Genomic DNA, 20,273 nt, shown 5'->3' on the forward strand with positions numbered 1-20,273 from the left:
GGGGTAACGCTTGAATTGTAAATTCCTTTGTGCATATTTGTACCCTAAATTATTGTTATGAGTTATCCTGAAACATTGCGTTATACTAAAGATCATGAATGGATTAGCCTGGAGGGCGATACAGCCACCATTGGCATTACGGATTTTGCGCAGCGGGAACTGGGCGATATTGTTTATGTGGAGGTGGAAACGATTGGCAAAACGCTGCAGGCCGGCGACGTTTTTGGTACAGTTGAAGCGGTAAAAACAGTTTCTGATCTTTTTTTACCGGTAGACGGTGTCATTACTGAGCTCAATGAAGCGCTGGGTAACGCGCCGGAGCTGGTAAATACAGACCCTTATGGAGAAGGCTGGATGATAAAAATGAAAGTTACCGACCCCGCAACTGTTGAAACGCTGATGGATGCGGCCGGTTATGAAGCACTAGTGGATTAATTTCGTTTATCAACAAAATATTATTTTTCTGAATGAGCCATTTGCTGCCCTGCAGTAAATGGCTTTTTTTAACCCCAGCCAATATCGTGAAAAAGAAATTCATCTTAATAATCGCTTTAGTTTATTTTATCATCACCGTTATCCTGCTAACGCTTCCCGGAGCCGACTTTCCTCAGGAAAATTTTCTTACGAAGATCCATTTTGACAAATGGGTCCACATCGGAATGTTCGCCCTGCTCGTTTTTTTATGGGATGCCTGGCTGAGCGGGGGAAAAGAGGCGGCGCCTTTTAAAAAATTTATTACCGTCGGTATTGTAGCATTGATTTATGGAATTGTAATGGAGTTCGTACAAAGATACTGGGTTCCCGGGCGCTCTTTTGATGTAACGGATATGATTGCAGACGGAGTAGGTTGTGTGATCGGGCTGGCGGCCAGTAAGTACCTGCTTAAAAAAAAATAGACCCCTGTGGAAACAGGGGTCGCAACCAAAACTAACTGCTTATGAGAAAATTGACTATCTTTTTTAAATCTAAATATTCGTTATACTATATAAACGCAAGATCCTTGCCAATATTATTCTTTAATTGTTAAAAGAATTTAAAAGAACCCTTAACTGCATTTTTTTATATAAAGAACTTCGGGTTATTAAATGCAGAAACTATGCCAAAATCTATTTCAGGAAAATCGTTTTTGCAAATCAGGTGCTTTTACCCGAATCAGAAACATCAAAAAGAGCGAACATGGGAGCATAAAAAATGGGGAGGCATCGCTCGCAATAGATGATAAATTTCATTCCTGAAACTCAATCCATCCTTTTATATTTCTTATTCAATATTTCTTATTCTTCATTTTAAGAACTCTTTCTTTCATTGATCCACCAGCGGATCCCCAAAAAGGCGATCAGGCCCAACGGAAGAAAAGCGAGGTAGAGGATGCCGGTATTAAATCCGCGGGCGGGGCCATCGCCCAACTGCTGTGCCGTTTTGGTACAAATGGAACACTGGGCAAAGGATTGTGTTGCCCTAAAAAGACTTATCATCAAAATACCTGTTAACAGGACTATTCTTTTCATGCTGCAAAGATACGCGGTTGTTACCCCTCTTAAACAATAAAGCTTTCGTAATTGTTGCGGTTTGTTATACGAAATTCTGTAGCCGGATAGGCGGTGAGGCGGTAAATTGAAGAATTGAAAAAAATACCTTTCTATGCCTCCCGGCTATAGATTCAATTTCGGCCTTCATAGTTTCCCGCTAATCTCGCAGACTGCCGCAGAACAGGAACTGAACCCATTTGCACCTCATACTTTACGGGTCATTTTTACCGCGTAAGCTACGGGCCTTTACGCTTACCGGCCAAAAAAAACGCTTCCGGAGCTCCGGAAGCGTATAACTATTTATCTATAAATTATTTATACAGATTCTGCCGCCATTTTTTTAGCGATCTTATTGCGCTCTATTTCATCCAGTACCACTTTACGCATCCGGATAAAGTTAGGCGTTACCTCGATGCACTCATCCTGCTGAATATACTCCATACATTCTTCCAATGTCATCAGGGTTTTGGGCGCAATACGGGTAGCATCATCACTACCGCTGGCCCGGTGGTTGGTCAGTTTCTTTTCTTCCGTTGCGTTCACCACCAGGTCGCCGGGTTTGATGTTCTCCGCCAGTACCTGTCCTGCATATACCTCTTCGCCCGGATCCACAAAGAAGGTACCCCGGTCCTGTAATTTATCAATAGAATAACCGGTGGTTCTTCCCTGGTTTTTGGAGATCAACACCCCATTGTTCCTGCCAGGAATAACGCCTTTCCAGGGCTGATAGTCAGAAAAACGATGCGCCATCACAGCCTCACCGGTTGTAGCGGTCAGCATTTGTGTACGCAACCCGATCAAACCGCGGGAAGGTATTTCAAACTCAAGGTGCTGCATTTCGCCCTTGGTTTCCATCACCAGCATTTCCCCTTTCCGGCGGGTTACCAGGTCAATTACTTTGCTGGCAAACTCTTCCGGTACATCCACCACCAGGGTTTCAAAAGGTTCGTATTTTTTCCCATCGATTTGTTTGGTAATTACCTGTGGCTGGCCAACGGTAAGCTCATATCCTTCCCGGCGCATGGTCTCGATCAATACGCCCAGGTGCAGGATACCACGCCCGTAAACGAGGAAGGCTTCCCCGCCCTCGCTTTCTTCCACGCGAAGCGCCAGGTTCTTTTCGGTTTCCTTCTCCAAACGGTCCCGCAGGTGACGGCTGGTAACAAACTTACCATCCTTACCATAAAACGGGGAATTATTGATACCGAACAGCATATTCATGGTGGGTTCATCCACGCTGATCCGGGGTAAAGCTTCAGGGTTTTCTGCATCAGCAATAGTATCACCGATGTTGAAATCTTCAATACCCACCACGGCACAAAGATCACCAGCCTGCACTTCGGTTACTTTTTTCTTACCCATCCCTTCAAATACATACAGTTCTTTTACACGGGTCTTTTTTACCCCGTCTGCCTGCATCAACGCGATCTGCTGGCCTTCTTTAATAACCCCACGTCCAACTTTTCCCACGGCGATACGGCCCAGGAAGGAAGAGTAGTCTAAAGAAGTGATCTGCATTTGCAGCGGCCCTTCAGCCACTTTAGGCGCGGGTACATATTTTAAAATACCATCCAGCAGGGGATTGATATTATCAATAGGCGTTAAGGAGTCATTGAACCAGCCATTTTTTCCTGAACCATAAAAGGTGGGGAAATCCAACTGCTCTTCAGTGGCGTCCAGGTTAAAGAACAGGTCAAACACCGCGTCATGCACCTCATCGGGGCGGCAGTTCGGTTTGTCTACCTTATTAATAACAACGATTGGTTTCAAACCCAGCGCCAGTGCTTTTTGCAGCACAAAACGGGTTTGGGGCATGGGCCCTTCAAAAGCATCCACCAACAGGATCACCCCGTCGGCCATTTTCAGCACGCGCTCCACCTCGCCGCCAAAGTCGGCGTGACCCGGCGTGTCAATTACATTGATTTTGGTATCCTTGTAAGTAACCGCCGCATTCTTACTAAAAATAGTAATACCGCGTTCCCTTTCAAGGTCGTTATTATCCATTATCAACTCGCCGGTAGCCTGGTTTTCACGAAAAACCTGGGTAGCATGGAGGATCTTATCCACCAAAGTGGTTTTACCATGGTCTACGTGGGCGATAATGGCGATGTTCCTTAAATTCATGTTGTTGAAAAATTTATAAGTTGAAAAGTTGACAGGAGTCACTGTGCGACGTATTGGCCAGGTATTGAGCCCTTTTCAATTTGTGAACACACCAACCTGTTAACTCTTTTTTTCAAAAGAAGGCGCAAAGGTACGATAATTATGCGGGGCAGCCTAAAATTTGCATTGGAGAGGGAAGAAATTTTGGTTAAGTTTAGTTGACAAGATCAGAACTTCCGTTCTCTAACCCGAAATTTTCGCTATAATATGGAATAATAAACATCGGCCGGGACCAGAAGCAATGATTGTTCCTCCCACCAATCGATTGATTATTAACCGATAGCGTTCTTATTTACACCAATCAGTTTAAAGTGAGTTATCATTTTGCGGAAGATTAATTCCCCGACCGGTTTTTTTCCTCCTGGTTACCTACTTTTCTCGAACTCACGGAAATATTCTTATTACCAAAATTGTAGCTGACGGATACCCGCACTTGCCTGGTATCATAATACTGAGTAAAGGATTGGGGAATATCCTGGCTAACCGTTTTTATAGTGGAATAATTCTTTTTGAAAATGTCATCCGCGTTTAGCCCCAGTACCAGGCGCTTATCCAGCAGCAGGTATTTAAAACCAATATTCAGCGACCAGCTAGCGGTATTTTTTTGTAGTTGTGGTTTTAATGTCATTTCCTTAAATTCTCACGAAGGCTCCTTTCTTAACTTCTTGCAGGGAACAGCGTACATTGTCAATAATATATCCCACAAGAAATTGATTGTGGTTCCAATAATCAACTGTTGCAAACAATACATAATATCGTCAAAATATTTAACTTGCCACTTACAAGCATTTGTTTATGAACAGTACTATTATTGCGGGGATCGGAAGTTATGTTCCTGATAATGTGGTGACAAACACGGAACTGACCGAGTATATGAATACGAGTGATGCCTGGATTCGCGAACGCACGGGGATTGAAGAACGGCGCTATGCAACGCGTTTTGAACAAACCACTGCTACCCTGGGTGCGGAAGCAGCAAAAATTGCCATTGAGCGCGCCGGTATTACAAAAGAGGATATCGATTTTGTCATTTTCGCAACGTTAAGCCCCGACTATTTTTTCCCGGGTTGCGGGGTGCTGGTGCAGCGGATACTGGAACTGAAAGATGTGGGCGCTCTGGACATAAGGAACCAATGCAGCGGTTTTATATATGGCCTCAGCGTTGCCGACCAGTTTATCAAAACCGGGATGTACAAAAACATCCTGCTCATCGGCGCGGAAGTGCACTCCTATGCGATGGATTTTTCTACAAGGGGGCGTAATGTATCTGTTATTTTTGGCGATGGCGCCGCAGCCGTGGTATTGCAGCCATCGCCGGACGCTGCGCGGGGCCTACTGAGCACCCACCTGCACAGCGACGGCGCCCACGCCGAAGCGCTGAGCATGCCTAACCCCGGCTTCCACAGCGGCGTGCACAACCCCGCGTGGCGGCCGCCGGTACCTCCCCAAAAATACGGGGGCGTCTTTATAACGCAGCAGCTTGTAGATAAAGAGGACTTTTATCCCTACATGGATGGCCCGGCAGTTTTTAAAAAAGCAGTGGTCAAACTTCCCGAGGTAATTATGGAAGCATTGACCGCTAACCATTATAAACCGGGAGACCTTAAACTGCTGATACCACACCAGGCCAACCTGCGCATTGCGCAAATGGTGCAGCAAGCACTGCAATTGAACGACGACCAGGTTTTTAACAATATTCAAAAATATGGCAACACTACTGCTGCTTCCATTCCCCTAGCTTTGTGTGAAGCCTGGGAAGGCGGGAAAGTGCAAAACGGCGATCTTATTTGCCTGGCAGCCTTTGGCAGCGGGTTTACCTGGGGCAGCGCTTTATTAAAATGGTAAGAGGACGCTACAAATGAAAAGAAAAATTTGTTATATCATTAACCCGGTATCCGGAACAAAATCAAAGGATGCAATAGCCAATACTGCTGCAAAAGAAACACTGAGGGCCGGTATTTTTTTTAAGTTCTTTCCTTCGGTAGCCAACGGCGATTACTCCTTTCTTTACAGCACGCTTGTTGATGAACGTTACACTGATGTGGTAATCATCGGGGGCGATGGTACGGTAAACCAGGTGATCGACAGCCTTAAACACCTGCCGGTAAACTTTGGAATTATTCCATCCGGTTCGGGGAATGGGCTTGCTTTTGGGGCCGGGATTCCTAAAACGCCCAAAAAAGCGCTGGAGATCATCTTCAAAAATCATTCGGTGCTCATGGATGGTTTCCGGGTAAACGGAAAGTTCGCGTGTATGCTTTGCGGACTTGGGTTTGATGCAAAAGTGGCGCACGATTTTGCAAACGCTCCTCAACGAGGCCTGATGACCTACGTGAACCAGGTATTTAAAAACTTTTTTGGCGCCAGGCCTTATTCTTTTAAAATAAAACTTGCAGAAAAGCGTTTTGAGACCGAAGCTTATTTTATCAGTATCGCCAACAGTAACCAGTTTGGCAATCATTTTACCATTGCGCCCATGGCCAGTCTGAATGATGGATTGCTGGACGTGGTCATTGTAACGGAGCAATCAAAAATTGCCATGCTGTACAATACATTGATACAGGTGGGCGGCGGCAATAAGGTGCGCTCGATTGAAGAAATTAAGCACAAACGAGGCATCCTTTATTTCCAAACAGAAGCGATACGCATCAGCAACTGGAGTGAAGCGCCGATGCATATTGACGGAGAACCGGTGAACACTGAAAAAAAATTAAGTGTCGCCATCGAAAAAAGCTGTTTTAATCTTTTGGTAAACCGATAATGAAAAAAAAAGCTGTAACCCTGCCAGACCTGGAAGTGTCCTATCAGCAGGAATATCTTGAAGCTGGATGTGATGAAGCCGGCCGCGGCTGTTATGCGGGTCCGGTTTTCGCTGCTGCGGTTATTTTACCGATCGATTTTTATCATCCCCTGTTAAACGACAGTAAACTAATAGCACCACAGGTGCGGGTGGAGTTGCGAAAATATATTGAGGCCAATGCCCTTGCCTTTGCCGTAGCTCAGGTTGGAGTGGAAGAGATTGATACGATCAACATTTTAAAAGCCTCGCAAAAAGCCATGCATCTTGCCCTCGCTCAATTAGCGCCGGCTCCTGAATTTATTGCGGTGGACGGCAATTACTTTATACCGTATAAAAAATTAAGGCATGCCTGTATTGTTAAAGGAGATGGAAAATTAGCCAATATTGCCGCCGCCAGCATCCTTGCGAAAACCTACCGCGATGCGTACATGCAACGCATTCATGAAGAATTCCCTCAATATAACTGGGCAGCTAATAAGGGCTATGGTACCCTGGCGCACAGAAACGCTATTAAACATAGTGGCCTCTGCATTTATCATAGAAAAAGTTTTAACATTTTATCCGCTCAGTCCGAATTGTTTGAAGATTAGTGGCATTGATTTTGGATATTTCATTTTTTAACACAAAAATCCGTAGCGCATGAAAAAAGTGATTCTTTTGGTTATGGTCTTAATGACCTCGCTGTTTACTACGGCCTTCGCACAACCCCGGCCGCCCAGGCCGCCACATCCGCCCAGGCCACCGCATCATCATTACAAAAAAATAAACGGCATTATCATGCAGTACATTACCGGCACAAAAGGCCGCCGCGTCCGCCAAGACCACCGATGCCGCCGCATCACCCGCCGTTGCCGCCTCGTCCGCCGTTGCCGCCGCATCCGTAATTAAATACCAAATTACAGGTATGTCTGAATAGTAATTTCATTCTTATATTTGAGAGCGCTATTCAGACATTTTTATTGTAAACAAATACCATCCATTTATGAAAAAAACATTCCTGCTATTATTACTTTCAATTGTTTGGTGCACGGGAGCCGCCCTTGCGCAAAACACTCAAAAAGCCGACGATAAAAAACCGGAAGCAAAAAATACGGATACGAAAGACGCTGATAAAGCTGAAAATACGAATGACCGGCATGCAAAAGAAAAGGCCTTTTGGAAGAAAGTGGGCAATGATCAGAAAGACTTCTGGAAAGGCGAGCATGAGCGGCATGTAAAAGGAGAAGGACCGGGCAAACCGCCACCGCCACCAAACCCGTTTAAAAAGAAAAAGAAACAGGATACGGAAACCGCTGCAACAACACCGGGATCCGAATCAAACAATGAGCAAAAAAGCGAGGTAAAAGAAGAACGCACCGGTCCCCGTAAACCTCCCCCACCGCCGAACCCGTTTAAAAAGAAAAAGAAACAGGATACAGAAAAGGAAACCGGCAACGGTGACAAATACTCAAAATAAAAAACTACTCTTTTTATTAAAAGCACCGGTGCGCAACCGGTGCTTTTTTTAGTTTGTATATACGTTCCATAAAACTATTTACGCAGGCTAAACAGGTCTCCCGCATCCCGATGGCAACCCTGTCGAGTGGACATATCTTTGATTTTGAAAAGGGCTTATCGATTCGCGTTTTGTTTCTTTTTTTTCTTTACCTACTTTTCTCCCGATGAATCGCTTATGCATCAAAATAAGGAACACGATTCAGGCGCTTACAGCGCCGCGTGTTTATAGTATTCATGATCCTCTACGCAACGCATCGGCTCTCCCGCCTCAGCGGGACCGCGTAAACACGAGGCTCCCATGGAGCCCCAATCTTATATGTTCAACCTACTATAAACCCGCTGCTCCTGACGGAGCAATTTGTATCGTCTCAAAAAAAGTTTACAATTATTTAGATAATCCTGTTATGTATTTACGACAAGACAACTTCCTAACTTAATGACATGTCCCTTCAGGGATTGTGCGCTTATCTTGATGCATTTGACCAATGGCCCGGCGCAGATACCAAATCAGCGCATGCTTATCAAATTGGTGTTATCTTTAATACATGAAGTACTTCATCGCAATCTGTCTTTTGTTGCTGCAGCAATTAGCTGTTGCACAATCTGCCAAACAACCCAACATAGTAGTGATCATCTCCGACGATCATGCTTACCAGGCCATCAGCGCTTATGGCAGCCGGTTTATGCAAACCCCGGGTATCGACCGCCTGGCGAAAGAAGGCGCACAGTTTACCAACGCTTATGTCACCAACTCGCTTTGCGGACCTAGTCGTGCCACTTTTTTATCCGGCAAATACAGTCATATTAACGGTTTTGAGGATAATGATCATTCTACTTTTGATTTTAACCAGGACATTTTTGTAAAGCGCCTGCAAACAGCGGGATACCAAACGGCCTGGATCGGGAAAATGCACCTGGGGGAAAATACACCGCAGGGATTCACCTATTACAATATATTACCAGGGCAGGGAGAGTATTATAATCCTGATTTTATTTCCACCGGAGGTAAAAAAACCCGGCATGAAGGCTATGTAACCAATATTATCACACAGCTTTCCGAGGACTGGCTGGGCCAGAGAGATGCCTCCAAACCTTTTTGCCTGGTTGTGGGCCATAAAGCCACCCATCGTACCTGGATGCCGGACCTGCAGGACCTGGGCGCCTTTGACAAACAGACCTTTCCGTTACCGGCTACTTTTTATGACGATTATGCCACCCGCAAAGCGGCTAAAGTACAGGATATGACGGTAGCCCAAACCATGCAATTGGGTTATGATCTGAAAGTATTTCCTTCCAGGGAAGAAGAAAACAAAATGGGAGCTGTTAAACGAATGTCACCCGCGCAGCGAACCGCCTGGGACGCCTACTATGACCAGGTAAAAAAGGAGTTTGATGAAAAGAAATTAACCGGTAAGGCGCTTACTGAATGGAAATACCAGCGGTATATAAAAGACTACCTGTCTACAGCCAAATCCTTAGACCGGAACATAGCGGAATTGCTGCACTATCTTGATACGCATGACCTGACCAAAAACACAATCGTAATTTATATGTCGGACCAGGGGTTTTTTATGGGCGAGCACGGATGGTTTGACAAGCGGTGGATGTATGAAGAATCCTTCAGAACGCCTATGGTGATGCGTTATCCCGGCGTTATTAAACCCGGCACCAAAATCAACGGTTATATAATGAACCTGGATATAGCCCCAACACTGCTGCAGGCGGGAAATGCAGCGGTGCCGGATGCCATGCAGGGCATTTCTTTTCTGCCATTGTTAAAAGGAAAGGCCTATACCCCCAGAAAGGCTATGTATTATCATTATTATGAAAATACGGTACATCATGTTTCTCCGCAGTTTGGCATAAAGGCCGGACGTTATAAACTGATCCGCTATTACGAAAGGGTGAATGCCTGGGAATTATTCGACCTTGAAAAAGATCCGCAGGAATTAAAAAATGTATACGCTGATAAAAATTATGCTAAAGTAGTTACGAACTTAAAAAACCAACTGCTACAACTGATCGAACAGTATAAAGATAAAGAGGCAAAAAAACTATTCTTAACCCCCGTTGCCGATTAAGCCGGTGTATTTCTTCTATCGAGGCCCCAGATCAGTTTGGTCTGGAGTGTATGCAGAAAATTATTCTCGCTGAGGCGGATCAGCGCTATGGTAAACCGTTCTTTTCGCACCGCCAGTGATACATTTTTGGTCACGATCTCTTTTCTCGAATCCAGCGCGCAGATAATATCATCCGAGCGGCTTTCTATTTCAAAAGAAATGATGCTGTTATCACTGATCACCAGGGAGCGCATATTCAGGTGGTGCGGCGCCACGGGTGTAATAACAAAATTGCCGGAGTCCGGGAAAACGATAGGGCCACCGCAGCTTAAGGAATAACCCGTAGAGCCCGTTGGGGTTGCCACCACCAGTCCATCGGCCCAGTACACATTTAAAAATTCTCCGTTGATAAAGGTATGTACTTTGATCATAGACGCGGTGTCGCGCTTATGAATGGCAAATTCGTTTAAGCCAAAAGGTTTGTCGCCAAAAAGAGGAATATCGGCATCTAAATGCACCAGTGTTCGCTGTTCTGTTACATAGGTACGGGAGGCCAGCGCTTTTATGGCCAGTTTTAAATTATCTCTTCCGATGCTTGCCAAAAAGCCCAGGCGGCCGAAATTGATGCCCATTATGGCAATGGGTTTGTCAGAAACCAGCGCTACCGTGTCCAGCAAGGTACCGTCACCGCCAAGACTGATAATGCATTCCACATCTTTTGAAAGATCGGCCGTTTCCCGGAATACAGCGGTAGTTGCATCCAGTCCGATTGCTTCCTTTATTTCCTCAAAAAAAGGTTCAAAAACGATCAACTGAAGGTCATAATTTTTTACTTCGCTGAAAAACGTTTTTACATCCTCCAGCTTTAGCTGATCGATCCCGCGGCTATAAACGGCAATGGTCATGGTTAAAAAATATCCTTCTTTTGTAAATATATGCCCTTTTCACCTAAATGATTAATGGACAGCTCTACCTTAAGCGTAAAATCATATCCCGTAAAAATATCAAACCCAACACCGCCGCCGATCAGGAACCGGTTGGAAAGGCGGTTTGCAGGACTTGGATTCGGATCATAGGCATACCCCGCATTTGTAAATACCTTTCCGTATATCTTTAAAGGGATTGGTATGGGAGAAAACCATTTTGTTTTGGGAATACTAAAACTGAAATTGGTTAGCCGGGTTGCCAATGTGGCCGTCAGAATTCCACCCGCCACGCCATCCATTACATAATATTCATACCCGTGCAAAAACATATCGCCATACCCCAGCAATTGCCGGTTGTAATAAGGCTGGTTAAACGGCGCTTTAACGGTTCCCGATGCTCCTATACTATAAAATGATTGTTTTCCCAACTGCCAATACCCTACCCCCTTGGCGGTCAGTTGCCAAACATTCATATCATTATTAAACCCCTGTTTTGAGGCATAGAGCTCGCCCGCATAGCCTCGTGTAGGATAAGCATTATAATCAAGATTCTGGTACCGTACGCGGTAATAGACCATAGGGTATTTTAAAAAATGCTGTGCTCCTTTAAGATATTGCGGATTCATAATAAACACCGTATCTCCAAAGCGCGCCGATTGGTAGCCGATACCAAAATAATGGGTGGTATAGAATTTCTTCCGGTAGGTCAATTCCAGATTCGCGTTAAAGAAATTTTTAAGATAATCCGTGGTTTTAACAAACTGCTGTTTATCAAATTTTGTATCATATAAGACCTCATGGTTCTTACCCAGGCTTACCATTACATTCATGCCCCATTTCATACCCTTATCAATATAAGGGCGCTGATAGCCCAGGGATAATTGTTTGGTATACCCCGTAATAAAATAGAACCGGAGCTTGTCGTTATTGCCGGTAATATTGTCCCATAACAATTTGACCCCATAATCAATGCGCGACACAGCGGCCCCTTTTTCAAAAAGCCACTGGTTCAGGTTCCGGTCTACCGGCTTGAAATAAGGAAACGGCCAGATATACCAGCGCTCTTTTACTATAATTTTAATATCGATAAAAGGAGGGTCCAACTGCAGAACCGAAAGATTTACCATATGAAACAGGCTCAGGTTCATCAGTTGCGTCTTCCCGATATTAAACAATGTCGGTATTTCTCTCAGTACAATGGAATCCCCTTCTTTAAAGGGCAATTCCCGCAACAGGATCGGCTCGTTCGTTTTGTTATCCCCTTCAAAAATAATATCCCGGATAATAAATTTGCTATCCAGGTCTCTGGGCAAACTGTCGAGCCCATAATCATTCTTCGTAACCGGAGAAGCGGAGTTCGCATTTTTTAATCCGCTGATGGTTGTATCGATCTGCGCATATACCGCGGAAAAGCACCCCGATAAAAGAAGGATAAAAAGCAGGATGCTATTTTTCGGGGTTTTAATTTTCACATCAGACGGATGGAGTGCGCGGCACTATATACTTAAATAATTCATCAGGTTTTCATAGTTGTCCTTGAGCTCATTGGTGTACAACTCTTCACCAAAGTAATATTTCACCGTATAATCATAGCGTTGAAAGCTGGCCACTATGTCGGAAATCTCTAATTTATTAATACGCAGCGTTATCTCCACTACTTCTCTTTCGCGGATCTGTTTTGTGTTCAGTTGGGTAATTTGCGCATCGTTCGCCTCTACAATTTTACCTATTTCTGAGAAGGAATACTGCCGGGCTTCCACTTCCAATACCAGCAGTCCGCCGGCATCCTGTAATTGTAAAAAATCGGCAACATGCCCTGCCAGCGTTACCGCTTCAATGGTTCCAACGAGATTATTTTCATGATCAACAATCGGCACTACGGAAAGATGATGTGCCGTTGCCAGTGCAAATGCTTTTAAGAAATGCTCATCCTCCTTAACCGAATAGTTGAGCAAAGGCTGTTGTATTGCTTCCAAAGAAAGTTCATCATCAACATCCAGCAACGTATTTTCGTTCACCAGCCCTGCCAGCTTTCCTTCCCTGGTAACCGCAAGATCTGTAACATGATGCTCCTGCATAAGGTTCAGCACCTGGTAAACCCTGTCCGACAATTTTAATTGTGGTAATGCTTCAAAAGACAATTCTTTCATTAACATAGCTTCCTTTTGCAGGTAAGACAGCTTTTAGGAAACCTTTGTTGCAATAGCTCCCTGTCTTTGCAAGAAATTAAGTAAAATTTTATTGAACTCTTCGGGAACCTCCATCATTGGGGCGTGTCCGCAATGATCGATAAAATGCAACTCGCTGTTAGGCAGTAATTTCTTAAACTCTTCTGCCACAAACGGTGGCGTTACATTATCGTTCTTTCCCCAGATCAGCAAGACTGGTATGGAGATGCGGTTCAACTCCTCGCCGAGATTATTGCGGATGGCGCTTTTTGCCAAAGCAATAATTTTTATAACCTTCAAACGGTTATTGGTTATTTCAAAAACCTCGTCCACCAGCTCGTCGGTAGCCATCGCCGGATCATAGAACGTGTATTCCGTTTTTTTGCGGATATACTCGCGGTCGCCTCTTTTAGGGTAACTATCGCCCATTCCATTTTCAAAAAGGCCGGAGCTCCCGGTTAAAATGACCGTTTTTACCAGTTGCGGTTCATTGCGCAGCAGGTATACCAACCCAACGTGCCCGCCAAGTGAGTTACCCAGCAAATGAACGTCTTTGTACCCCCTGGCATCAATGAATTTGTTCACATATTTTGCAAGGCCGCTTACGCTGGTATTTAAAATATCCATCTCCAGCAATGGCAACATCGGCACCACTACCTTCATGTGATTTTTAAAGAAATCTACCAGCGGGCCAAAATTGCTTAGTGCACCAAACAAGCCATGCAACAGCACCAGCGTTTGTCCCTCGCCCTCCTCGATATATCTGAATTTATCGTGCTGTTTTATCTCGTATTCCATTAGATTTTTCCGGCAATATAGCCGCTAATATATTGATTTTAAAAATGATTCGACCTGTTAATTTATATAAAAATATTAAATTCTGTATAAAAACACGGCTGGCCAATAGGTTAATTTATTATTTCCATTAAGTTGCGGCCTTTTCAAAGAAATGTTCCAACTGTACAAACAAGTCTTTAAACGCAGGAATGATAACGCCCATGATCCCTATCGCCCGCTTTCCAAAAGCCTCAATAAAGGGAAACGCAGTGGATTTTGCTATTGTTGTACCGGGCAATAACTGCAACTGATTGACGTAAAACAACAGAATTGCATACGCCGCAATATAAAGCATCACAAAAAGTAAAATACCTCCCAGGCGGTTCAGCCAGCCCAATAATACCTTCTCCATAGAAAGCTGTATTAACCGGGCCACCCATTTTACCGCGATGATAACCCCAATGAGCACCGCAATAAATGCAATAAAGGGCAACCATTTATCGGATACTTTTACGACGGTTCCGATCCGCGTGGCTACAACTGCAGACAGCTTCATTGCCGCTGCCAGCCCGATGACAAAAGCCAGGTAAGAAAAAATGCCTACAACAAAACCCTTCCTGTAGCCCTTAAATACTGCAATGCACAGCAGGACCGCGAAAATGAGATCGATGATCATTTATTTTGCCAGTAGCTCTTTTACTATTGCGGAAATCGCTTTCCCGTCGGCTTTGCCTGCCAGTTCTTTGGTGGCCGCGCCCATCACTTTACCCATATCGGCCGGACCGGCAGCTCCTGTTTGTTCGATGATCTTTGCAATAACAGGTTTTAATTCCTCCGGGCTTAGTTGCGCCGGCAGGTATTTTTCCATTATTACTATTTCCTCTTTTTCTTTTTGCGCGAGGTCCGGACGGTTTTGTTTTTCGAAAATATCCAGCGAATCCCTGCGTTGTTTTACCAGCTTCTGCACCAGTTTTATTTCATCATCGGCAGAGAGGCTTTCTTTGGCGCCCTCGGCGGTTTTGGCCAGCAAAATGGCTGCTTTTATAGCTCTTAAACTACGCAGACCAGCTTCATCTTTTGCCAGCATCGCTTTTTTTATATCTTCATTAATGGTTTGTTCTAAAGACATGGTTGTAAGATTTAAGTGTTCAGTTGTCAGTTATCAGCTTTCAGCATTTTGCGTTGAGCATTCAGCATTAAGTAGCTTTTTGCTGCTCCAGTTGTTTTTCCTGGAACCTTTTATAAAACGCCTGCGCAAAGGCCTTCATATCATTTACCTGGTCGTGATACTGCGTGGCACGGCCATAGGTATCGGCCATCGTCATAATAGACTGATAAAAGAAATCGGCCATTTCATCCACCATCATTTCTTTGGTCCAGAGGTCGATCCGCAATGCGGCTCTTTCGGCCCCGTCCCAAAGGGACAGCATTATGGCTTTTGCTCTTTTGGCCTGTTCGGCGGTACTGGCAGTGGCGACCCAGGTAATATCCTGCGGCACTTTATTCTCGTCCAGCTCAACATCAATAGTAATCGTAGACTTCATAATCAAAACAAATAAAGCGCAAATGTAAGGATTCGGCTTCAGGCGGGCAAGGGGGCGGGGCGGAGGCACTTTTTGCCACTGAGTACAGAATCACTGAGAGCATTTCGAGAACAGTTCGCCATCGGCCGGAATCGGCGTATAACATATCGCCTTCCCGCTTTACCGGCCCAAAATACATTTTAGTTACCTGCGCTTGCCGCCCAGGAGCGCTTCCAACCCCCCGCTAAGATTATTTAATGGAGCGTGCTTTTCTATTGCTTCAATATAATACTGCCGCAGGGATTCATTTTTGTACAGCTCCATCATTTTTGTACCCAGTGATGCTTCATCACCAGCCAGGTATGCGGGCAAGGCGGGGAAGGAAGAGGCGGGGAAAGGGTCCGGCACCAGGGTTGTAGTACCACAACTCAGCGCTTCTGCCACGGCCGCGGGGAAACCGTCGTCCGTTTTGGCGCTGATCGCCGCATAGGCCGCCCCCAGGGCTTGCGCATAAGTGTGGGATGCCGACTGTCCAAACAATACAATATCGTCTTTATATTTATAGGAGCTGATCATGCCAAAGACGTTCCCAAAGGCCGTTTCAGGATTAAACCCCCTATGCGTTAATACCAGTTTCCAGTTGGTTTGCTGCATTTTTTTAAACCGGGAAAATGCCTTCAACACCAATACCAGCGATGCCGGGGTCCAATGACCATCGGCACCAATAAAAAACTCTTTACCCTCCGTAACTGCTTCTTTAAAGCGCTCTTGTCCGGCAGGATCAACAGTCCCCGGTCCCTCACTAATTATGGCTTTTGTTACAGTGATCCGGCGCGCGTCAACTCCGGCTTCCGCTATCAGCCGGGTTTTTATTTTTTCCGAACTCACTATAACACCTGCCAGTTTTTGAAATAAAGGAATATCTTTTTTTGCTGTTTCGTACCGGTCATTCAGGAGCAAAAACTGTGGGATATCAGTCCTGACCACATCCTTTACATCAAAAAGCAGCAAGGCTTCGATACCTTTTTTCTTTAGCAGCCGGGGCAACACCTGGCGCCGGCCGGCCAATGCGCCCCACAACTTCGTAACGCTGTCAGCGAGTGGCAAGCACTGGACGGAAGGATTCAGATCGTTTAACTTTACGCCGGTTCCACTATAAAAAACGATAGTTTCCGGAGACGGCTGCCACCCGGATATATTATTGATTATCAATAAATTATTTACATTTTGAAGCAGATCCCTGCCCGTATTTTTACTATAAACGCCTATCTTCACTGTTTAACCGGTGTTAAAAGAAAAATCTTTTCAAATAAATACAATTCCGTTTATCTTTGTAACCAGCTGCAAAGGTATAGCGTAACCATTTACATTGAACTACTTTACATACATTTGAGCGATCCCAATTATTTTTATGGAATATAATACTACTAGGAACAAGCTGATCATACGGGAGTATGGCCGCAACGTGCAGAAGATGGTGGAATACATACTGACCATTGAAGACCCCGAAAAAAGAAAAAGAAATGCCGACTCGGTTATAGAGCTGATGGCTATTTTAAATCCTTCCCTTAAAACGGTGGAAGATTATAAACACAAGTTGTGGGATCACCTTTTCCAGATCTCCGATTTTCAACTGGATGTATCCGCGCCTTATCCCAAACCCACCCCGGAGGAATTAAGTGCCCGGCCGGATCCACTGCCCTATCCTACCCGCAGTTCCAAACTGGCGCACCTGGGGTCCAACCTGGAAGCCCTTATCGAACGGGCATTGCAGGAAACAGATCCTGAAAAAAAACAGGGTTATGCCAATAGCATTGCCTACTACATGAAACTGGCGTACAGCAACTGGCATAAGGAAGTGGTGCATGACGATGCTATACAAAGCGAGCTCAGTGACATTACCGACGGGCAGTTGACCTTTACCAATACCCCAAGTGTAAAAGCATTTCGCCCCGATAACGGCGGCCGCGACCGCGATAAAGGAAACTTTAATAATAAGCGGAATAAATTTCAGCAGCGCAGCGGCAATAATGGTAATAACAACAATAATAACCGCCGTAATAACAATGGGGGCGGTTTTAAAAAGAAGCGCTTTTTATAAACCCGCATTTCAACTTTTTCAAAGGGCCTTCCGGAATACGGGAGGCTCTTTTTATTTGAAGCGATTTTTTAAACTGTTGCACCAAAGCTATTTTTACCGTTAAACGGACAGATCAAACAATTGCTGATTACTGCAAACCACAACTGCATTCATTTAACAAAACAAAACACATGAAAAAACTTTTATTGCTTTTGGCCATAACATCAGGCATATTCAATGGAATTTATGCTCAAAACGAGCCGCCCGCGTTCGTAAAAATATCATCTAAATTCCTGGTTACCGATGCCCCTGCAAAAAGCATCTTTGCTGTAGCTACCCAACCGGCATTTAAATGGAAAGGGGGCAAAAGTCCGGAGCATTATCAAAAACTGAAAAGGGCCGGTATTATATTGACCGGGGTAGGCGTTGCCAGCATTGCCGGGGGTATCGCATTAGCCGTAACGGGCAGTAATGAGAACCCGGTTATGGGCACGAACAGTGACTACACTCCGGGCGATAGAAAAATCATCGCGGGCGTTTTGGGAATAACTGGCGGCCTTACCGCGCTGGGCGGCGGTATTACCATGTGGGCTATTGGCAATAACCGTTTAAAGAAATATGCGGACAAGGTGCAAATTAATGCAGGAGCAAGGTCCGCCGCAGTTGTGTACCGGTTTTAGGGCTGTGTCCGGGCCCCTGTTCTAAAAAACAAAAGCACCCCTTGCGGAGTGCTTTAAAGCTATATTAAACCTATGAAGTTTTAAAAACCTCATAGGTTTGTATGTTATCCCAGCGCTACTCTTTTAAATTCAGTAACGGTTACATTGCCGCTTTCTTTTAAGTAATCAGCTACAGATTTACCTGCATCTTTTACAAAAGCCTGTGCGGTTAATGTTTGTTCTTTGAAGAAAGCACCTAATTTGCCTTCGGCAATTTTAGCCAGCATTTCTTCAGGTTTACCAGCCATCTTAGGATCTTCTTTCATGATATCCATGATAACGGTTTTTTCACGGGCAACTACATCAGCAGGCACGCTTGCTGCATCAACAGCCACGGGGCTTAACGCTGCTACCTGCATCGCCACGTCTTTTCCTACTTCAGGAGCCTCTTTATCTAACCCTACCAACACACCAATGCGGTTAGCACCATGAATATAAGAAGCTACATAAGGAGCGTCTACTCTTTCAAATTTAGTAATACCGATCTTTTCGCCGATAGAAGCTAATTTATCATTTACCAGGTCTGCTATTTTTGCGCCATTAATTTCAACAGCACTCAGCTCATCTGCGCTTTTTACGTTGTTGGCAATAGCCGCATCAGCAATGCTTTTTACAAAAGCAATAAAATCTTCGTTCTTGGAAACGAAATCCGTTTCGCAGCTCACACATACCACAATACCTGATTTGTTATCGGCAGTTGTTTGCGCGATCACCACGCCTTCTTTTGCTTCGCGGTCGCTTCTTTTAGCAGCCACTTTCTGTCCCTGCTTGCGCAGCCAGTCGATCGCAGCTTCAAAATCACCATTGGTTTCCGTTAATGCTTTACGGCAATCCATCATACCAGCGCCTGTAGCCTGGCGTAATTTATTAATGTCCTGTGCGGTTATTGTTACGGTACTCATGTTATTTCAAGTTTCAAGTTTCAGGTTACTGGTTGCATATGTTGATCAGCAGCAAACATAACCTGAACTTATTTTTTGGAATCTTAAATTATTATTAACTCGGCAATGAACAGGATGCGTTCTTATACCGGAAAAAGATTCAGGCTCAAAGCGCAATGTTCAGTTATTAAAAATAAACGGAACAAGGAACCTTAAACCTGAAACATGGAATTACTTCCGGGGTGCTCCGCTTCTGGAACCGCCACCGGGGGTAGTTCTGCGACGCTGACCGGCACCGGCGCCTGCACCAGGTGCAGTACCACGGCCTCTTCCGCCACGGCCACTTTCAGCCTCAGCTTCTGCCTGTAATTTTGCCGCTTGTTTTTCCTTTTCGTCTGCAAAATTATCTTCTACCTCATCGTCTTTCGCTGCTTGTCTTTCGCTCAATCCTTCAGCGATAGCTGCAGTAATATAGTTAACAATGATCGCTATTGATTTAGTAGCATCATCATTTGCGGGAATTGCGAAATCCACTTTGTTAGGATCACCATTGGTATCTACCACACCGAAAGTACCGATGCCTAAGCGTTTTGATTCTGCTAACGCGATGTGCTCATGACCAATATCAACAATGAACAAAGCAGCAGGTACGCGGCCCAGTTGCGCAATACCGCCTAATACTTTCTCCATTTTATCTTTATCACGCGTTAAAGTCAAACGCTCTTTTTTGGTAATGCTGTCGAAAGAACCATCGCTCAGCATTTTTTCGATGCTTTGCATTTTCTTTACCGACTTCCGTACGGTATTGAAGTTGGTAAGCATACCACCCAGCCAGCGCTCGGTTACATAAGGCATACCCACTTTTTGAGCGCATTCTGTAACGATATCTTTCGCCTGCTTTTTGGTACCTACAAAAAGGATCTTTTTGCCGCTGCGCGCGATCTGCTTCATTGCTGCCGCAGATTCCTGCAAGCATTCCACCGTTTTGTTCAGGTCAATAATGTGGATCCCTTTCTTTTCAGCAAAGATGTAAGGCAACATTTTGGGGTTCCATTTCTTTTTTAAGTGGCCAAAATGTACACCCGCTTCCAGAAGCTGCTGTTGTAATGATGTATTATTATTTTCCATCGTACTAATTTGAAAATTTGAT

The 20,273-nt window shown here is 44.7% G+C and carries 23 protein-coding genes; 10 read left to right on the forward strand and 13 right to left on the reverse strand.

All coding sequences use genetic code 11. The features are described 5' to 3' along the window. Positions 1-57: 57 nt before the first annotated feature. Entirely contained in the window at positions 58-435 is a 378-nt protein-coding gene (gene gcvH / locus NIASO_RS12685; RefSeq protein ID WP_008586387.1) for a glycine cleavage system protein GcvH, read from the forward strand. 86 nt (positions 436-521) lie between these two features. Then, entirely contained in the window at positions 522-896 is a 375-nt protein-coding gene (locus tag NIASO_RS12690) for a VanZ family protein (protein WP_168128489.1), read from the forward strand. A 390-nt stretch (positions 897-1,286) separates the two neighbouring features. On the opposite strand, the gene NIASO_RS12695 is transcribed toward NIASO_RS12690, so the two are convergent. The 3 genes from NIASO_RS12695 to NIASO_RS12705 form a co-directional block, all read right to left on the reverse strand. After that, on the reverse strand, positions 1,287-1,508 hold the full coding sequence (locus NIASO_RS12695) for a hypothetical protein (protein ID WP_025298944.1): 222 nt from the start codon (positions 1,506-1,508) through the stop codon (positions 1,287-1,289). A gap of 336 nt (positions 1,509-1,844) precedes the next feature. Further along, a complete protein-coding gene (gene typA / locus NIASO_RS12700; RefSeq protein ID WP_008586392.1) occupies positions 1,845-3,653 on the reverse strand; it encodes a translational GTPase TypA in 1,809 nt (602 codons plus the stop codon). Positions 3,654-4,026: 373 nt separating this feature from the next. Then, positions 4,027-4,320 carry an outer membrane beta-barrel protein gene (locus NIASO_RS12705; protein ID WP_008586394.1) on the reverse strand — a complete coding sequence of 98 codons (294 nt, stop codon included), beginning with the start codon at positions 4,318-4,320 and terminating at the stop codon, positions 4,027-4,029. A gap of 167 nt (positions 4,321-4,487) precedes the next feature. Here NIASO_RS12705 and NIASO_RS12710 point away from each other — a divergent pair, with 167 nt between their 5' ends. The 6 genes from NIASO_RS12710 (at position 4,488) to NIASO_RS12735 (ending at position 10,070) form a co-directional block, all read left to right on the forward strand. After that, positions 4,488-5,537: a 3-oxoacyl-ACP synthase III family protein gene (locus NIASO_RS12710; protein ID WP_008586397.1), complete on the forward strand. Its 1,050-nt coding sequence runs from the start codon at positions 4,488-4,490 to the stop codon at positions 5,535-5,537. Positions 5,538-5,550: 13 nt separating this feature from the next. Then, positions 5,551-6,453, forward strand: a complete 903-nt coding sequence (locus NIASO_RS12715; protein ID WP_008586399.1) for a diacylglycerol/lipid kinase family protein — start codon at positions 5,551-5,553, stop codon at positions 6,451-6,453. Beyond that, entirely contained in the window at positions 6,453-7,082 is a 630-nt protein-coding gene (locus NIASO_RS12720) for a ribonuclease HII (protein WP_008586401.1), read from the forward strand. Before NIASO_RS12715 ends, NIASO_RS12720 begins: the two co-directional genes overlap by 1 nt. 49 nt (positions 7,083-7,131) lie before the next feature. Beyond that, complete coding sequence (locus tag NIASO_RS12725) at positions 7,132-7,380, forward strand: hypothetical protein (RefSeq protein ID WP_025298946.1); 249 nt, start codon at positions 7,132-7,134, stop codon at positions 7,378-7,380. Between the two features lie 94 nt (positions 7,381-7,474). Further along, a complete protein-coding gene (locus tag NIASO_RS20515) occupies positions 7,475-7,948 on the forward strand; it encodes a hypothetical protein (RefSeq protein ID WP_008586403.1) in 474 nt (157 codons plus the stop codon). A gap of 586 nt (positions 7,949-8,534) precedes the next feature. Next, entirely contained in the window at positions 8,535-10,070 is a 1,536-nt protein-coding gene (locus NIASO_RS12735; protein WP_008586405.1) for a sulfatase family protein, read from the forward strand. On the opposite strand, the gene NIASO_RS12740 is transcribed toward NIASO_RS12735, so the two are convergent. The 8 genes from NIASO_RS12740 to NIASO_RS12775 form a co-directional block, all read right to left on the reverse strand. Then, on the reverse strand, positions 10,067-10,954 hold the full coding sequence (locus NIASO_RS12740; RefSeq protein WP_008586407.1) for an NAD kinase: 888 nt from the start codon (positions 10,952-10,954) through the stop codon (positions 10,067-10,069). The two genes, NIASO_RS12735 and NIASO_RS12740, sit on opposite strands and share 4 nt — an antisense overlap. Positions 10,955-10,956: 2 nt before the next feature. Continuing rightward, the gene (locus NIASO_RS12745) at positions 10,957-12,447 is read right to left on the reverse strand and encodes a POTRA domain-containing protein (protein WP_008586409.1); all 1,491 of its coding nucleotides are present in this window, start codon (positions 12,445-12,447) and stop codon (positions 10,957-10,959) included. A gap of 24 nt (positions 12,448-12,471) precedes the next feature. Continuing rightward, complete coding sequence (locus NIASO_RS12750; protein WP_245605180.1) at positions 12,472-13,125, reverse strand: CBS domain-containing protein; 654 nt, start codon at positions 13,123-13,125, stop codon at positions 12,472-12,474. Between the two features lie 33 nt (positions 13,126-13,158). After that, the gene (locus NIASO_RS12755) at positions 13,159-13,941 is read right to left on the reverse strand and encodes an alpha/beta fold hydrolase (RefSeq protein ID WP_008586412.1); all 783 of its coding nucleotides are present in this window, start codon (positions 13,939-13,941) and stop codon (positions 13,159-13,161) included. 127 nt (positions 13,942-14,068) lie between these two features. Continuing rightward, positions 14,069-14,596, reverse strand: a complete 528-nt coding sequence (locus NIASO_RS12760; RefSeq protein WP_008586414.1) for a CvpA family protein — start codon at positions 14,594-14,596, stop codon at positions 14,069-14,071. Further along, positions 14,597-15,049 (reverse strand): GatB/YqeY domain-containing protein, encoded by a 453-nt coding sequence (locus tag NIASO_RS12765; RefSeq protein ID WP_008586415.1) that lies wholly within the window; start codon positions 15,047-15,049, stop codon positions 14,597-14,599. It abuts the gene before it with no gap. A 67-nt stretch (positions 15,050-15,116) separates the two neighbouring features. Further along, positions 15,117-15,464, reverse strand: coding sequence for a gliding motility protein GldC (gene gldC, locus NIASO_RS12770; protein WP_008586416.1), 348 nt, complete (start codon positions 15,462-15,464; stop codon positions 15,117-15,119). Positions 15,465-15,647: 183 nt separating this feature from the next. Continuing rightward, positions 15,648-16,718 carry a glycosyltransferase gene (locus tag NIASO_RS12775; RefSeq protein ID WP_008586417.1) on the reverse strand — a complete coding sequence of 357 codons (1,071 nt, stop codon included), beginning with the start codon at positions 16,716-16,718 and terminating at the stop codon, positions 15,648-15,650. Between the two features lie 136 nt (positions 16,719-16,854). Here NIASO_RS12775 and NIASO_RS12780 point away from each other — a divergent pair, with 136 nt between their 5' ends. Together NIASO_RS12780 and NIASO_RS12785 are read left to right on the forward strand one after the other, a co-directional pair. Next, positions 16,855-17,544, forward strand: a complete 690-nt coding sequence (locus NIASO_RS12780) for a DUF4290 domain-containing protein (protein WP_008586418.1) — start codon at positions 16,855-16,857, stop codon at positions 17,542-17,544. Between the two features lie 170 nt (positions 17,545-17,714). Next, complete coding sequence (locus NIASO_RS12785; protein WP_008586419.1) at positions 17,715-18,203, forward strand: hypothetical protein; 489 nt, start codon at positions 17,715-17,717, stop codon at positions 18,201-18,203. Positions 18,204-18,307: 104 nt separating this feature from the next. Here the strand turns inward: NIASO_RS12785 and tsf are convergent, their stop codons facing one another. Together tsf and rpsB are read right to left on the reverse strand one after the other, a co-directional pair. After that, entirely contained in the window at positions 18,308-19,144 is an 837-nt protein-coding gene (tsf, locus tag NIASO_RS12790) for a translation elongation factor Ts (protein WP_008586420.1), read from the reverse strand. Between the two features lie 210 nt (positions 19,145-19,354). Further along, positions 19,355-20,251 carry a 30S ribosomal protein S2 gene (gene rpsB, locus NIASO_RS12795; protein ID WP_008586421.1) on the reverse strand — a complete coding sequence of 299 codons (897 nt, stop codon included), beginning with the start codon at positions 20,249-20,251 and terminating at the stop codon, positions 19,355-19,357. Positions 20,252-20,273 lie beyond the last annotated feature (22 nt).

It is taken from the genome of Niabella soli DSM 19437 (genome assembly GCF_000243115.2).
GTDB lineage: Bacteria > Bacteroidota > Bacteroidia > Chitinophagales > Chitinophagaceae > Niabella > Niabella soli.